Genomic DNA, 14,805 nt, shown 5'->3' with positions numbered 1-14,805 from the left:
TTAAAGGAGAAATAAACCTATTTATAGAAATCTATTATTTATCATAAAAAAGAAAATATTTTCTAAAAAACTTACCGTTTTCCTAATTTCCGGGTTATTCTTTTGTTTTCTAACTTTTTTACACTTTACCTGGATGAATTTCACTAACATTTCAAAAGGTGTCGATGTTATACAAGGAACCGTTGATTTAAGAAGTATTGATACAAGCCATAATTTCAAAGTTAAGCTACAGAATGAATGGGAATTCTACCCTAACGTCCTCCTCACTTCTGAAAATGTCCAATCTGTTAAACAAAATAAGGTTTATACGAATCAGCCAGAATCTTGGGATCAATATTTTAAAAATAACGAAAAAGTTCGTTATGGTTCTTATCGTTTAAAAATTTTAAAAGAACACACTTCCCCCCAAATGTACGGCATTACGATTCCTGAAGGTTTAGCACCCTATGAGCTTTATATAAACGGTCAATTCATTGGAGGACTTGGAAATCTTACGACGAATCTTACTCAAACTGCTCCTATTGGCAGACCTATAACCTATTATTTTACGCTTAATACGAACGAAAGTGAAATTATTATACAAGGTGTTCAAACAAATCCTTATGTACCAGGTGGGTTTCAACGAGAAATTATTCTTGGTGATTTGCACTCAATGGAACAATCGACTTCTTTTTCCATTGATACTCAAATGGCTGTTCTCTTAGTCTTCCTATTTTATCTACTATTCGCAATTTTGCTTTGGGGTATAGGCGTTCGAAATAAAACTTTATTTTATTTTGCTATGATTATTATTTCAACTTGTTTCACGATACTCACTTCTAGCAATAAAATATTATTTAGTTTTTTACCAATAAATTGGATTTGGGCGAACAAGCTATACTTTTTATCTTACATACATAGTGCACTGTTTTTTGTTTTATTAATACGTGAATTGATGAAGGAATACGCTAAACCTAAAATATTAACAATTGTCCCATTGGTATATGCTTTCTATATATTTTTTATTGTAGTAGCTCCCATTGAATATATTTTTAAAACTAAAATGATATTAATAATACTTTTTATCTTCTCTCCTATTATTGTAACTATTTTCACATTGATTTTAGCTTTAAAAGGTAAAAAAGGCGTGATATTTTTATTATTAACCGGAACAGCAGTGGCAACCAATTCATTATTTTTCAATTCAAGACAGAATACAATATTACCCTATAGTCATTATCCTTTTGATATGTTAATTAGTGTAACTGCATTATCCGCATTTTGGTTTACAAGCTATTTTCAAACGACTTTACAAACAAAAAAGCTTTCTGTGAAATTAAAAAAAGAAATAAATACAAAGGATGATTTTCTAGCAAATACTTCTCATGAGCTACGCAATCCTTTGCATGGCATGATGAGTATTGCCCAAACGATGTTGGCTAAGCAGGAGGATAAAGAAGCACAAAATGACTTAAAATTAATGGTAACAATAGGAAATCACATGACCCACATGTTAGATGATTTATTGGATTTAGTAAAATTAAAAGAAAAAACGCTTCGACTTCATCTAAAACCTTTGAATGCCTATAACCTGGCTAGTGGGGTCAGTACTATGTTTCGCTTTATGCTAAAAGAAAAGCCCGTAGAAGTTGTCGTGCGAATACCAATTAATTCACCACTTGTTTTAGCGGATGAAACAAGACTCATCCAAATTTTTATGAACCTAATTCATAATGCCATTAAGTTTACTGAGCAAGGTACCATTACGATTGATGCCGAAGTAGTTAGGAAACAATTATATATCTCCGTTACCGATACAGGGATCGGCATTGATAAAAATATGCAAGAAAGAGTATTTGAGCCATATGAACAAGTGGATTCGACAATGACATCCATAGGTGGTGGCCTTGGATTAGGTTTAAGCATTTGCCATGAACTTGTTTCTTTACATGGTGGAACAATGTCGGTATCATCTACTATCGGTAAAGGCTCAACCTTTACTTTCTCATTACCAATAGCGAAGTCGCAGAATATGGAAGACAAGGAATTAAATGTTGAGAAGGATCCTGCATCTATCAAATATTCATTAAATGATTTTTCGAGAGAATACAATATTGCTGCTACTATAGAAAAGAGCTCTTTAGTATCTAGCCATGCAAGAATTCTCATTGTTGACGATGACGCTGTAAACTTACAAGTACTTGCCAATGCATTTTCAACGGATTCCTTTGAAATCGAAACGGCTTTAAGTGGGGCGGAGGCTCTCGATATGCTTCAAAACAATAGCTATGATTTAGTTATTTCAGATATTATGATGCCACATATGTCTGGCTACGACTTAGCCAAGCACATTCGCGAAAAATTCTCTATCGCAGAGCTACCAATATTGTTCTTAACAGCTCGACAGCAAAGTGAAGATATTCAACTAGCCTTTTTAAGTGGCGCCAATGATTATGTAAAAAAACCAATGGAATATATGGAGCTTAAATCACGTGTTAAAGCTCTTATTCAAGTAAAGCAATCTAGCGAGGAACGTCTGCGCATTGAGGCAGCATGGCTTCAGGCACAAATTCAGCCGCACTTTTTCTTCAATACTTTGAACTCTATTATTTCTTTACATGGTGTAGATGAGGAGAAAATGGAAGAATTACTACTTGCCTTTAGTGACTATCTACAAACAAGTTTCGATTTCCAAAACGTTGATTTAGTCGTGCCAATCGACTATGAATTAAAGCTTGTTCGTGCCTATCTTGCCATTGAACAAATACGCTTTGGCGACAGGGTACAAATAGTTTGGGATACACCAAATGAAATGGAGTTTTTTGTTCCTCCGCTTTCCATACAAACCCTTGTCGAAAATGCTATTCAGCATGGCATTTTACCACGACGTGAGGGTGGTACTGTGACCATTTCTATTCAAGAGGAAGAAGGTCATTTTACAATAGGCATTTCAGATAATGGTGTTGGATTTGAGCCAAAGACATCTCACAAGAAAACAAGCGTAGGCCTCGTAAATACGGAACAGCGCCTGAAGCAATTATTTGGCGTGGAATTAAATGTAGACAGTGTCATTGGTCAAGGCACAACCATCTCATTCTCCATTCCCAAAATTTAATGAGGTATTTTATCGTTCTATCCGTCAGTTCGATGACTTTATCTATCGCTTTCGTAATCCAATCCGCTTTATATATCAAAAAGACTAGGCATACAAGGAAGCCTAGTCTTTTTTTGTTTGTTCAAGATTTTGGACTTTGACAAGATTACATAAAATAGCTTACTACATTCTGAACATACTTTAATCATTCAGCTATTACATATGTAACTGTTGAAAGTTTAGCTACTTTAATTTTCTTCTCTCTTTTTTGCTTCCGCTATGCTAGTAAATATCCCCATATTGATTCTCCATTTACTGCAAAATAAAATCTGTTCAATGGATGCACTCCAGCCAAAGCGATACTTCATCAATGTACATTTTTAGCAGCTTGTCGAGATTTATATGTATCTGTTACAACATGAAAATTCGATGTCTCATTTAGTGACTTTCGCTTCCGCACAGTACCTGTCGAAGCATTCTGACCATTGAGATAAATGTTTATCACAACCTCTCAACAACTTCTGAACATAAGCAAACACCCCATACATACATGAGGTGTTTGCATTTAAATTATATTATTTTGAAAGCTCTTCTTTCTCATCTTCATTAATAATATAAGAGTGAGAATTTGCGGCTTCTTCGATTTCTTTGAATGCCCAATGCGTATCTTTCACATCTGGGAAGCTAGGTGTTGTCACACCATTTAATGGGCCACGTTCAAACATGCGATTCATCATGACAACTGCTTGCGCACGTGTTAGGTGCTCGTTCGGTGCAAAGCTTCCATCTTGACGACCGTTAATAATGCCGGCAGTACGGTTTGCTTCAATAATCCATTGTGCCCAATGACCTTTTGTATCGTTGAAAGTGATCTCTACACCTTCTTCTATCTGTAGGTGCTTATAGTTCGCAACCACTGTTGCCATTTGTGCACGTGTAATATTCTCGCTTGCACGGAAATTACCAGCCATATCCCCGTTCATAATGCCTCGCTCTTTCACAAAGGCAATAGCTCCTGCTGCATAATGATTACTTGGAATATCCTTGAATGGTGCATAATCTATTGTTTGGTCATCTGTGTAGCCTAAGATACGTGCAATCATCGTCGCTACTTGTGCACGAGTCACGTTTTTCTCAGGACCAAACGTACCATTCGGGAAGCCTTTAATATAAGCCTCATGCTTACCTACTGATGGTTTCTCGAATTGAATAACTGTAAATGTGCTGAACTTGTCGACTGTGAAGCGTAAGCCAAGTTCTCCTTTCGCCATTGTCACCACTTCAGGGAATACGACCTTTTTCTCACCATCCGAATGTTCAATAAACACTGCTAGTTGGTCTAGGAAGGCTTGACGCTCCGCTGTCGCTTTTGGCACTTTAACACCTTTTAAAGGCAATGTCACTTGGACAGGACGACTTGGCATATTCGTTTCAATCGTCATTGGACGAGCTACTACACGTACATTTTTGCTTTGTAGTGTCTCACGCACCACTTTTTCCACTCTAGCGCGTTCTTCAATCGCCTTGCGCTCGCTTTCCTTCTTGACAGGCACTAAGCGGAAGTAGAAGTTGTCATCCACGCCGTTCATCGAGCTAAGTGGAATTGCAATCAGTCCATTCTCTGTGGCAATTTCAAACGATAATCCGTTTTCACGTAGTAATTTTAGAGATTGCTTTGGAATTTCCACCGTTACTTTATCCACTTCATCTTTCACATCTGGAATGACGATACGTGCGATGTTATTGCTAATTTGTTTTGCTTTTTCTACAACTTCCTTCGCATTCGCTTCTGTTAATGCCACGAAATCTGTGATTTCACCATTAGTATGTTTTGTGCGTTCAATTTCCACCGTTGTTTTTTCCAGTGGGTTGTCGCCATCAATTTCTAATGCCACTTGGATTTTTGTTGTTATTGTACCAGTTTCAGTCGTTGGTGGTGTTGGTGTCCATGTACCTCCGCCACCGCCTGTGTATGCTTCACGATATACTTTAATTGTATAGTGTCTCACATTACCATTTGAATCTGTCACTGTGATAACAATTATATTTTCCCCTACTTGTAGTGGAATTTGTCCAATAGTGCCTGGCTGCCCATTAACAGTTGTCGTAACCGAAGCACCTGGGTTAATTGGTGTTGCCAAGAACGATAATTGTGATGTTGCATAATCAACGTTCATTGTATAATTTGTCATTTCTGATGAGAAGCTTGGGCTTAATGCACCTTGTGATGGTACTAATGAGCCTAGACCTGGTGTTGTTAGAACAGGTCTTAAAGAATTTTTGGCTACTGTTAAATCAGCTAATGCTTTATCTACTTCTGCTTGTGTTGCATCTGCATTGTTTAATACTTTTTGGGCTGCTGCTAATTGATTTTGATAGTTTGCCCATGTTTCTGGCGTGAACTTTGATGCGACTAAACCTTTTGCTTCATCCACTTTAGCTTGAAGTGCTGCTTTATTAACAACACCTGATTTTTTTTGTAACGCTTCACGTGCTGCTGCTAATGCTGCTTCTGCTGCATTTACTTCTGCTTGTGTCGCATTGTCATTGCCTAATACTACTTGGGCTTTTGCTAATTCCTTTTCATAAGCTGCCCATGTGTCTGCTGTGTAGTCTGATTTGTCTAAATTTGCCGCTCTTTCTACTTCTGCTTGAAGTGGCGCTTTATTAACAACACCTGGCTTTTCTTTTAACGCTTCACGTGCTGCTGCCAATGCTGCTTTTGCTGCATCTACTTCTGCTTGTGTCGCATTGTCATTGCCTAATACTGCTTGAGCTTTTGCTAATTCTTTTTGGTAAGCTGCCCATGTGTCTGCTATATAGTCTGATTCATTTAAACCTGCTGCTTTTTCTACTTCTGCTTGAAGTGCCGCTTTATTAACAACACCTGGCTTTTCTTGTAACGCTTCACGTGCTGCTGCTAATGCTGCTTCTGCTGCATCTACTTCTGCTTGTGTCGCATTGTCATTGCCTAATACTGCTTGAGCTTTTGCTAATTCTTTTTGGTAAGCTGCCCATGTGTCTGCTGTATAGTCTGTCGCTTTTAATGCATCTGCTTTCGCTACTTCTTTTTCAAGTGATACTTTATTAACAACACCTGGTTTTTCTTGTAACGCTGCTCGTGCTGCTGCTAATACCGCTCGTGCTTCTTCCACTTGTTCTTGTGTCGCATTGTCATTGCCTAATACTGCTTGAGCTGACGCTAATGCTGCTTCATAAACTGACCATGTCTCGGCTGTATAGTCTGTTGCTTTTAATGCATCTGCTTTCGCTACTTCTGCTTGAAGGGCTGTTTTATCAACAATTGTTAAAGGTTTTGTCTTTGTGGATGTCTTTCGATCTTTTGTAGCTTTCACTTCAATTGTGTAATTACCAGGTGCTAAGTTCACAGATGGGATAAATGTCCAGTTACCACTGCCATCAACACTAGCCGTGCCACCCGCATTGGTTATTACATTCCCCTGTTTATCTTTTATCACAACCTCAACATCTGAACCTACTTCTACCATACCTTTAATCTCTGGTTGTGGTGTTTCCACAATTGTCGATGTTGGTGTATCAATTGTTAAAGAGGCTGCAAACGAATTTACTGCCTTTATGTCAAAATCCCCAACTGGAAGATTATTTGTATTACCTATTAAGTTACCCGTATCTTTTTCATATTTTACCTTAATAATTGATTCATCCGTAACATTTTCATTTGTAGGTAATGTTAAAACAATTGTATTTCCATCTATTTTATATGAGACATTTCCTATAGGGATTTCGATTCCATCTTTTGTAATTGTAAATCCACTTAAATCCGTTAATGTCACACTCTGATCAAAAACTAGTGTAACTTCATTGTTATCTGTGACTGTTTGTGTCAGTGTTGCCGTTTCTAATTCAGGCTTTGTTGTCACTAGAGTAAAGTATTGCCCATCAGTGAACGTTAACTTTGTTGTGTAGTATTCTTTTCCGTTAATTGTTCTCAATGTTAATGAATACTCTTTAGCACTACTAAAATCTTCATTTCCAACAAGCAATGCTCCTTTTTCTGGTAACGCATCTTTAGGAATGGCAAATTCCACTTGTCCAACATCCCCTACATTTTGGACTTTCCAAATACGTTCAGTATGTGCTCTATCACCAAGTGGTTGAGTATAAGTAAATGGTTGATTATTATCTCCCCACATTAAATATTGCATATCCGTTGAAAATTGTGCTGTATTGCTAGAGTTTTTCTCACTAATTTCACTTAAACCAATAATCACTTGATGACCAGAGTTTGTACTGTTACTTTGTTTTTGCAATAAACCACCATTATCATCACGCGCAATACCAGCTACACTATGATGATATGTTGCGTTTGTCGTTGCATCCCAAAGAGTACCTGCTGACGAGTTCAAATAACTTACATTAGTAAGGGTATATCCATATTTAATAGAAAGGTACGAGCTTAACTGTTGGCGCTCTGTATTATCAAGAACTCGGTCAAATACAATTATGTCCGCAATCATTCCCGTCCATGGTTCTGAAGGACTAGAACTTCCGTAAACAATAGAACCTACTCTTGCCTGTGTATTAGCTGTATTCCACGGTCTGGTACCTTGACCTATGAGTTGCATTTTACTGTATAAAGCACCATTAATGCCGTCAAATGTACCAAAAAGCTCATTTGGTACTTTCGGTTGCCAGAAATTAGCACCAGTTGCAAATTGAGTACCATATCCAGACAATGCTCCCATTGCTGTACTATACTGTAACATCCCCATCATTTGACCAGATGCTGGATTTCCCCATGAAATAATGTAATGATTACCTGTTGGAGTATTTGTTGCTGCTACTGCCACAATTGTTCGAGGCTCTTTTCCTGTAGGAAGCTTTGCTACATCCAAATTGAGATACTTATTATTAAACTCCAACGTCGGATTAAAATTCACATTATATTGTGCATCATTTCTATATGTTGGTTGGAAAGTTGCTGTACTCTGTGTAGCATCATTTGCTAGGCTACTTTGATCCTTCCATTCAGATACAAGCTCTCCACTTTCAGTACTAATTCCTTTATCTGGTCGAAGCCATAAAGCTGCACCATCTACACCTGCTGGGGATGATATTGGCGTATCATTTATTGCTGCTTTTGCCTCTTGTGGAACACCAACAAATGAGATACTACTTGCGATTAGTACTGTGGCAAGAAAAGTGTTGAGAGAGCGTTTCCACCATTTTTGTTGTTTTTTTGTTTGCATGTTTGTTCCTCCAATCTTTTTAAAAACTTTATAGATTTTTTGTAATGGTTTTACTCATCTCCCTCTTTATTTACAAATGCTTTTTTTTTCATTAGTAATCTGGTCTTTTTTCGACAGATTTCTAGATATTTAAATATAAACGAGAGATATATACAAAACATTTACAAGTTCAGCCCTGACTTTGCGGGTTACCCCTTATCTTTTTCAGTCTAAGTTCTATTACAGAATTTAATTAATCCGCTAAGTAGATTTGTTTTACTAGGAAACTCACCACGATTTTATGTTTCTATCTAATCATATTCCAGACTTTCCAATCTACATACTTGATACCGCCTTTTACATTTCCATAAGGCTTTACTACATTTAGGCTTCCTAACATCTGAATCATTTTTTACTGAAACTGATGTACTTCGTGACGAGGGAGAAGCATATGCCAATAAACTTCGTGAAGCAGGTATTCCGGTCACTGCAGTACGTTTCCAAGGTATCATTCACAATTTCGTGATGCTCAACGCCTTAGCCAAAACTGAAGCTGCACGTGGAGCAATTGATCTTGCCACAACTTGGTTAAGTAAAGGGTTTTAATTAATCTATTGTTTCGTATATAGAGACTACTGCAAATAAATAAAAAACAAGTAGATCCACTCAAATAATTGACTATTTGAGTGGATCGTATATTTATCCAATAACTTATCGCAAATATATACCCTTCTGTAGTCACATAACTTGCTTCCCAATCGGCAAAACCATCTATAATTAAAACCAATAATATTTGGTCCTTTTATTTCTTAATTTTAATTGCATCCACAAACAACTTTTCGTCCTGTGTTGCTTCTATTGTGCAATCTTTAACTCCATAACATGTTACATTATAGAACTTGAGAATTTTGCTTGTTCCTTTTTAGACAACTTGTGAACTCAGCTTAAAATAATATTTTAAAGAAATTCTATTCTCAATGAAAAATAAAGGCGCCCTCAGTTGTATTTAAAGTGAAAGGAGATGGTGGGGTGCATCATTCTCTAGAAGTTCATGATGCTTTGCAACGGATACTGGAGTTATATTCCCAGAGTCTGATAAAAGTGGCGTTCGCATATCTAAAAAATGTAGCGGATGCTGAAGAGGTTACACAAGAGGTATTTTTAACTTATTTGCAGAATTCCCCTGTATTCAACAACACTGAACATGAAAAAGCTTGGCTCATACGCACAACCATTAACAAAAGCAAAAACATGTTGAAAACCGGTTGGTTCCGCAGCAGAAATCCAATTCCTGAGAACTTAAGCTACCTCCCTAAGGAAGAGAATGAGTTATTACAGGCAGTATTAGCTCTGGATAAAAAATATCGAATTCCCATCCATCTGCACTATTATGAGGGATATACGATCCAAGAAATTGCAGAGATCCTGCAGGCAAAGCCAGCAACAGTGGGTACTTGGCTTGCGCGTGGACGCCTTCTTTTAAAAGAAAAGATTGGAGGGCTTGAGAATGAGGAAATCTAGCTATAAATCGGCGATAGATAAGGTGAAGATGAACGATAGATTCAAAGAAGAAACTTATAAAAAACTTATTCAATCAACACCAATTAAGGAGGAAACTAAAATGAATAAAAGTAGCATGAAATTATCCTTAAAAAACTTGGGCCTGATAGCCACAGTCTGTACAGTATTGACAGGTTCATACACGATGATACAGCACTCGAAGACCGACACGCAAAGTACTTCAGTAGATACGAACAGACCGCAAATCACAGCCAAAGCAGCTGTGAATATCGAGGGAACGATTACTGAGGTTAGTACAAACGGTAAAAGCTTTAAGATCGGCAATTTATGGGTAACGGTAACAAACAAAACCCAGCTAGGGATCAATGGCCCAACTGCAGCGAAACCATCAGAAGAACTGTTGCAAAAAGAATTTAAAGTAGGAAACTTCATTTCTGGTTACACATCTCAAGATGTTAGTACTGGAAAAGTCACTGCCGACGTAATCTACAACAATATGGCTCCTGTAGAATAAATAATATTTATTCATAATGAATTAGAAAATGGGATTCTCAAGAAACGAACACATATTTAATTACACAATTATATTCAGCGGACAAAATTAAAAAAATTGCCCGCTGAATGCGATTTATAAGCCTGCTAAGAATAGTATTCAGCAAAGTTACATCATTTTTAAAAAATCTTTCTAGAATGCTAAATAAGATGATTCGGTTAAACCTATTTTTACAACTAGGAAGAACGAATTCCATCAAAAGCGTTTAATATTAATTGTTGTACATATGATTCATCTAACGTTTCGCCTGTCACCAGTAATCGATAGAAGATTGGACCGTAAATTAAATCAATACATATATCAATGTCGATACTTTTTTTCAATTCACCACGTTGAATTCCTTTTTCCAAAAGACTCCTTGCTTCAAGTCGGCGGGGATGGAAATATCGAGTACGATAGGCATCTGCCAATCCTGAATCAAACTGTCCTTCACCCAATAACTGCGTAATTATGGTTCCCTCCCGGCTTGTCAAAAACTTGGTTAAATTTGTAGCGTGAATTAGAATATCATTGTACGCCGAACCAGTATCAGGCACAGGCAATCTTTCAGAGGCAGCATAAAGGAAACCATCCATCACTACTGCAGCCTTGTTTGGCCACCATTTATAAATAGTTGCTTTGCTAACTTGGGCATATTCTGCGATTTTATCAACTGTGACAGCCTGAAACCCATTTTCCAACAATAAATCATAAGATGCGGAAAGGATTGAATTTTGTGCTTCTAAATTACGTGGTCTGCCTCTTTTTCCATTCATCATAAATACCACCTTTCTTCCGAAATTAATAAACTGTATGTTCAGTATATCAATTAAATAAAAAAACAGAAAGTTGAAATTGCCTATTTACAAAACTATACGTTCAGTATATTATGTGGTTAATGATTTTATATACTAAACGTTCAGTATTTTAAAATAAAAATAATTAACTAACTTAAGGAGGGAAACTACACAACGTATTTTTAACAGTAAAGCATTATATTTCACATACAAGGAGTTGTACAAAATGACTGATATAAAGAAACAAACAATCGAAAAAAATATTCCTTCTTGGTTAACTATTCTTTTGGCTGCCGCATGCGGTATCATTGTAGCTAATTTATATTACGCGCAGCCCTTAGTTGGGATAATTAGCTCATCAATTGGATTGTCAGCAAACAGTTCTGGCTTAATCGTTACGTTAACGCAAATTGGTTACGTTGTCGGTTTGCTATTTATCGTGCCTTTAGGAGATATTCTTGAAAATCGGAAGCTAATTGTCTCATCTTTACTTATGACGGCAGTTGCCCTTGCAATCACAGCAATGACGAAACAAATTTTGCTGTTCTTAGTCGCTTTGTTTGTCATAGGTTTAGGTTCGGTAGCTACGCAAGTACTCGTACCTTTTGCATCATATCTTGCATCCGATTCTTCACGTGGCCGTGTTGTCGGCAATGTCATGAGCGGTTTGTTACTTGGAATCATGCTCTCACGTCCTTTGTCGAGCTTAGTTGCTGAGTTTCTTGACTGGCATGCCATATTCATTTTGTCTGCAATAACTATAATGGTTTTGGCTATTGTACTTTCGAAGGTGTTACCTAGAAGAAAACCTTCAACCGACACACACTATATAGCTCTACTCGGTTCTATGTGGCATTTGTTACGAACAACCCCAATTTTACGCCGTCGAGCTGCATATCATGCAGGTGTGTTTGCATCTTTTAGTTTATTTTGGACAACAGTTCCACAACTGTTAACTAGCCCTGCCTTTCATTTTTCTCAGAAAGACGTTGCGTTATTCGCGCTTGTTGGAGTCGCTGGTGCAGTAGCCGCGCCTATTGCAGGACGAATTGCTGATCGTGGCATGACTAGACCTGCAACAGGGATAGCACTTTTTATTGTTGTCATTTCTCTTTTATTGCCGCTTATTATCCATACTAGTTCACCTATTGGAATTGCTGTTCTCGTAGTTTCATCCTTATTGTTAGATGCTGGAGTATCCGCAAATCTTGTGCTCAGCCAACGTGCGCTTTTCTCGTTGAGTCCCGAAGTTCGTAGTCGTCTAAATGGACTATTCATGGCAATTTTCTTTTTTGGTGGTGCGATTGGGTCAGCAATCGGAGGATGGGCCTATGCAATTGGAGGATGGAATACTACATTATGGATTGGAATAATTCCTCCTATACTTTCCATATTTTACTTTACCACAGAAAAGAAGTAATTCTAAGATAGTTTTAAAGAACCTTTATCATTACTTAAACAAAAGAAGCGAATGTGGAATTACTATCTTCCACATTCGCTTTATTCTTAATCACATCGTCCTAACATGCTCAAGCTAAATTGGAATTAGATCCAGAGGCAAAAAATATCTGCACATAATTCCTGCGTAACGTGTGCATAATAATATATCACTTTTATGCATATGCGTTTTTTATATTTAATACAATTAATAATCGATACTCATAAGGGATTTGAGAACAATTTGTATAAAATTTATATGACTTACTGCTAAAGAAAGCAGTATTATCAAGGTTTCTTCTTGTGTAAAATGAATTCAATTCTTATCGTTTTCTTTAAAACGAAAAAAGCCCATAAACCTTGATATACAAGGTTTATGGGCTTTCAAGTATTTCTTATCTTGACTAAGAAACTTCTAATGATACCGGTGGTCGGGGTCGAACCGACACTCCAAAGGAACACGATTTTGAGTCGTGCGCGTCTGCCAATTCCGCCACACCGGCATAATGGAGATAAAAAAAATCGGATAAACCGATTAAGTAATAAATTATGGAGGCGGCAACCGGATTTGAACCGGTGATAAAGGTGTTGCAGACCTGTGCCTTACCACTTGGCTATGCCGCCATAATATTTGGAGCGGAAGACGAGGTTCGAACTCGCGACCCCCACCTTGGCAAGGTGGTGTTCTACCACTGAACTACTTCCGCAAAAAATGGCTGGGGTACTAGGATTCGAACCTAGGCATGACGGAATCAAAATCCGTTGCCTTACCGCTTGGCTATACCCCAACAATGGGGCGACTGAAGGGAATCGAACCCTCGAATGCCGGAACCACAATCCGGTGCGTTAACCACTTCGCCACAATCGCCATTGTTATATTGTATTTATTAATTTTATTGAAAATGGGGCGACTGATGGGAATCGAACCCACGAATGCCGGAACCACAATCCGGTGCGTTAACCACTTCGCCACAATCGCCATAAAATTAATTGGCAGGGGCAGTAGGAATCGAACCCACACCAAAGGTTTTGGAGACCTCTATTCTACCGTTGAACTATGCCCCTATTAAATAAAAACTGGTGGAGGGGGACGGATTCGAACCGCCGAACCCTAAGGAGCGGATTTACAGTCCGCCGCGTTTAGCCACTTCGCTACCCCTCCGGAAAAGCCATGGTGCCGGCGATAGGAGTCGAACCCACGACCTACTGATTACAAGTCAGTTGCTCTACCAACTGAGCTACACCGGCAAAAAAATATGGTGGGTCAGGACGGAATCGAACCGCCGACACTTAGAGCTTCAATCTAATGCTCTACCAACTGAGCTACTGACCCATATTTTTTAAAAAATGGCGGTCCCGACCGGGATCGAACCGGCGATCTCCTGCGTGACAGGCAGGCATGTTAACCGCTACACCACGGGACCATTTTGGTTGCGGGGGCCGGATTTGAACCAACGACCTTCGGGTTATGAGCCCGACGAGCTACCACTGCTCCACCCCGCGATAATAAGGTAATTTATTTAAATAATGGTGGAGGATGACGGGCTCGAACCGCCGACCCTCTGCTTGTAAGGCAGATGCTCTCCCAGCTGAGCTAATCCTCCATCTGGGTATTAAATGGTGACCCCTACGGGATTCGAACCCGTGTTACCGCCGTGAAAGGGCGGTGTCTTAACCACTTGACCAAGGGGCCTTCGTTTGGAATGAAAAATCCTTAAAGTGCTGGCGGAGAGTAAGGGATTTGAACCCTTGAGACAGTGTTAACCGCCTACACGATTTCCAATCGTGCTCCTTCGGCCACTCGGACAACTCTCCAAGAATGGCTCCGAAGGCAGGACTCGAACCTGCGACAACCTGATTAACAGTCAGGTGCTACTACCAACTGAGCTACTTCGGAATAATTTTATCATATAGCCTAGCGACGTCCTACTCTCACAGGGGGAAGCCCCCAACTACCATTGGCGCTAAAGAGCTTAACTTCCGTGTTCGGTATGGGAACGGGTGTGACCTCTTTGCCATCATCACTAGACTATTTTGAAAGACAATATTTATTATAACATATTTCACAATGAAGTTCAAGTATCTTTTTAATAGTTTTTGTTCTTTCAAAACTGGATAAACGGTTCATTGAATGTTTCAAACTTTTTTGGTTAAGTCCTCGATCGATTAGTATTCGTCAGCTCCATGTGTCACCACACTTCCACCTCGAACCTATCTACCTCATCGTCTTTGAGG

General features: G+C 38.5%; 6 protein-coding genes, 16 tRNA genes, 2 rRNA genes and 1 pseudogene. 5 read left to right on the top strand and 20 right to left on the bottom strand.

Translation table 11 applies throughout. From position 1 onward, the window contains the following. Nucleotides 1–133: 133 nt before the first annotated feature. A complete protein-coding gene (locus ACFVT8_RS15520; RefSeq protein ID WP_387083405.1) occupies nt 134–3,094 on the top strand; it encodes a hybrid sensor histidine kinase/response regulator in 2,961 nt (986 codons plus the stop codon). A 554-nt stretch (nt 3,095–3,648) separates the two neighbouring features. On the opposite strand, the gene ACFVT8_RS15515 is transcribed toward ACFVT8_RS15520, so the two are convergent. Further along, complete coding sequence (locus ACFVT8_RS15515; protein WP_387224291.1) at nt 3,649–8,304, bottom strand: DUF8202 domain-containing protein; 4,656 nt, start codon at nt 8,302–8,304, stop codon at nt 3,649–3,651. A 396-nt stretch (nt 8,305–8,700) separates the two neighbouring features. Between ACFVT8_RS15515 and ACFVT8_RS15510 the strand changes: the two are divergent. From ACFVT8_RS15510 to ACFVT8_RS15500, 3 genes and pseudogenes are all read left to right on the top strand, one after another. Continuing rightward, nucleotides 8,701–8,889: pseudogene (locus ACFVT8_RS15510) on the top strand (alpha/beta hydrolase); the annotation flags it as partial. A 423-nt stretch (nt 8,890–9,312) separates the two neighbouring features. Further along, nucleotides 9,313–9,804, top strand: a complete 492-nt coding sequence (locus ACFVT8_RS15505) for an RNA polymerase sigma factor (RefSeq protein WP_387083402.1) — start codon at nt 9,313–9,315, stop codon at nt 9,802–9,804. Next, nucleotides 9,791–10,318, top strand: a complete 528-nt coding sequence (locus tag ACFVT8_RS15500; protein ID WP_387083401.1) for a hypothetical protein — start codon at nt 9,791–9,793, stop codon at nt 10,316–10,318. The genes ACFVT8_RS15505 and ACFVT8_RS15500 overlap by 14 nt, the downstream gene beginning before the upstream one ends. 215 nt (nt 10,319–10,533) lie before the next feature. On the opposite strand, the gene ACFVT8_RS15495 is transcribed toward ACFVT8_RS15500, so the two are convergent. Next, nucleotides 10,534–11,112 carry a TetR/AcrR family transcriptional regulator gene (locus tag ACFVT8_RS15495; protein WP_387083700.1) on the bottom strand — a complete coding sequence of 193 codons (579 nt, stop codon included), beginning with the start codon at nt 11,110–11,112 and terminating at the stop codon, nt 10,534–10,536. A 247-nt stretch (nt 11,113–11,359) separates the two neighbouring features. On the opposite strand from ACFVT8_RS15495, the gene ACFVT8_RS15490 reads away from it, so the two are divergent. Further along, nucleotides 11,360–12,553, top strand: coding sequence for an MFS transporter (locus ACFVT8_RS15490; protein ID WP_387083400.1), 1,194 nt, complete (start codon nt 11,360–11,362; stop codon nt 12,551–12,553). 439 nt (nt 12,554–12,992) lie between these two features. Here ACFVT8_RS15490 and ACFVT8_RS15485 read toward each other — a convergent pair. The 18 genes from ACFVT8_RS15485 to ACFVT8_RS15400 all read right to left on the bottom strand — a co-directional run. Beyond that, nucleotides 12,993–13,073: transfer RNA gene (locus ACFVT8_RS15485), tRNA-Leu, on the bottom strand. A 47-nt stretch (nt 13,074–13,120) separates the two neighbouring features. Continuing rightward, nucleotides 13,121–13,194, bottom strand: a tRNA-Cys gene (locus tag ACFVT8_RS15480). Between the two features lie 8 nt (nt 13,195–13,202). Next, nucleotides 13,203–13,277: transfer RNA gene (locus ACFVT8_RS15475), tRNA-Gly, on the bottom strand. 6 nt (nt 13,278–13,283) lie between these two features. Next, nucleotides 13,284–13,358 (bottom strand) — tRNA-Gln (locus tag ACFVT8_RS15470). 4 nt (nt 13,359–13,362) lie between these two features. Next, nucleotides 13,363–13,438, bottom strand: a tRNA-His gene (locus ACFVT8_RS15465). 35 nt (nt 13,439–13,473) lie between these two features. Then, nucleotides 13,474–13,549 (bottom strand) — tRNA-His (locus ACFVT8_RS15460). Between the two features lie 12 nt (nt 13,550–13,561). Continuing rightward, nucleotides 13,562–13,635 (bottom strand) — tRNA-Trp (locus tag ACFVT8_RS15455). A gap of 13 nt (nt 13,636–13,648) precedes the next feature. Continuing rightward, nucleotides 13,649–13,732 (bottom strand) — tRNA-Tyr (locus tag ACFVT8_RS15450). A 10-nt stretch (nt 13,733–13,742) separates the two neighbouring features. After that, nucleotides 13,743–13,818: transfer RNA gene (locus ACFVT8_RS15445), tRNA-Thr, on the bottom strand. A 9-nt stretch (nt 13,819–13,827) separates the two neighbouring features. Further along, nucleotides 13,828–13,903, bottom strand: a tRNA-Phe gene (locus tag ACFVT8_RS15440). A 15-nt stretch (nt 13,904–13,918) separates the two neighbouring features. Next, nucleotides 13,919–13,994: transfer RNA gene (locus ACFVT8_RS15435), tRNA-Asp, on the bottom strand. A 4-nt stretch (nt 13,995–13,998) separates the two neighbouring features. Then, nucleotides 13,999–14,073, bottom strand: a tRNA-Met gene (locus ACFVT8_RS15430). 25 nt (nt 14,074–14,098) lie between these two features. Beyond that, nucleotides 14,099–14,174, bottom strand: a tRNA-Val gene (locus tag ACFVT8_RS15425). Nucleotides 14,175–14,188: 14 nt separating this feature from the next. Next, nucleotides 14,189–14,263: transfer RNA gene (locus ACFVT8_RS15420), tRNA-Glu, on the bottom strand. A gap of 30 nt (nt 14,264–14,293) precedes the next feature. Continuing rightward, nucleotides 14,294–14,385: transfer RNA gene (locus ACFVT8_RS15415), tRNA-Ser, on the bottom strand. A gap of 5 nt (nt 14,386–14,390) precedes the next feature. Beyond that, nucleotides 14,391–14,467 (bottom strand) — tRNA-Asn (locus ACFVT8_RS15410). Nucleotides 14,468–14,483: 16 nt separating this feature from the next. Next, nucleotides 14,484–14,599: ribosomal RNA gene (rrf, locus tag ACFVT8_RS15405) — 5S ribosomal RNA — on the bottom strand. A gap of 117 nt (nt 14,600–14,716) precedes the next feature. Then, nucleotides 14,717–14,805, bottom strand: a 23S ribosomal RNA gene (locus tag ACFVT8_RS15400); the annotation flags it as partial.

The sequence above is a fragment of the Lysinibacillus sp. NPDC058147 genome (genome assembly GCF_042884205.1).
Lineage (GTDB): Bacteria > Bacillota > Bacilli > Bacillales_A > Planococcaceae > Lysinibacillus.
This window is presented reverse-complemented; position numbering and strand designations above follow the sequence as displayed.

Excerpts from the sequence above, each read along its gene's own strand:
- ACFVT8_RS15520 (WP_387083405.1), top strand. The coding sequence starts at position 134 with ATGAATTTCACTAACATTTCAAAAGGTGTCGATGTTATACAAGGAACC.
- ACFVT8_RS15515 (WP_387224291.1), bottom strand. The coding sequence starts at position 8,304 with ATGCAAACAAAAAAACAACAAAAATGGTGGAAACGCTCTCTCAACACT.
- ACFVT8_RS15500 (WP_387083401.1), top strand. The coding sequence starts at position 9,791 with ATGAGGAAATCTAGCTATAAATCGGCGATAGATAAGGTGAAGATGAAC.
- ACFVT8_RS15495 (WP_387083700.1), bottom strand. The coding sequence starts at position 11,112 with ATGAATGGAAAAAGAGGCAGACCACGTAATTTAGAAGCACAAAATTCA.
- ACFVT8_RS15490 (WP_387083400.1), top strand. The coding sequence starts at position 11,360 with ATGACTGATATAAAGAAACAAACAATCGAAAAAAATATTCCTTCTTGG.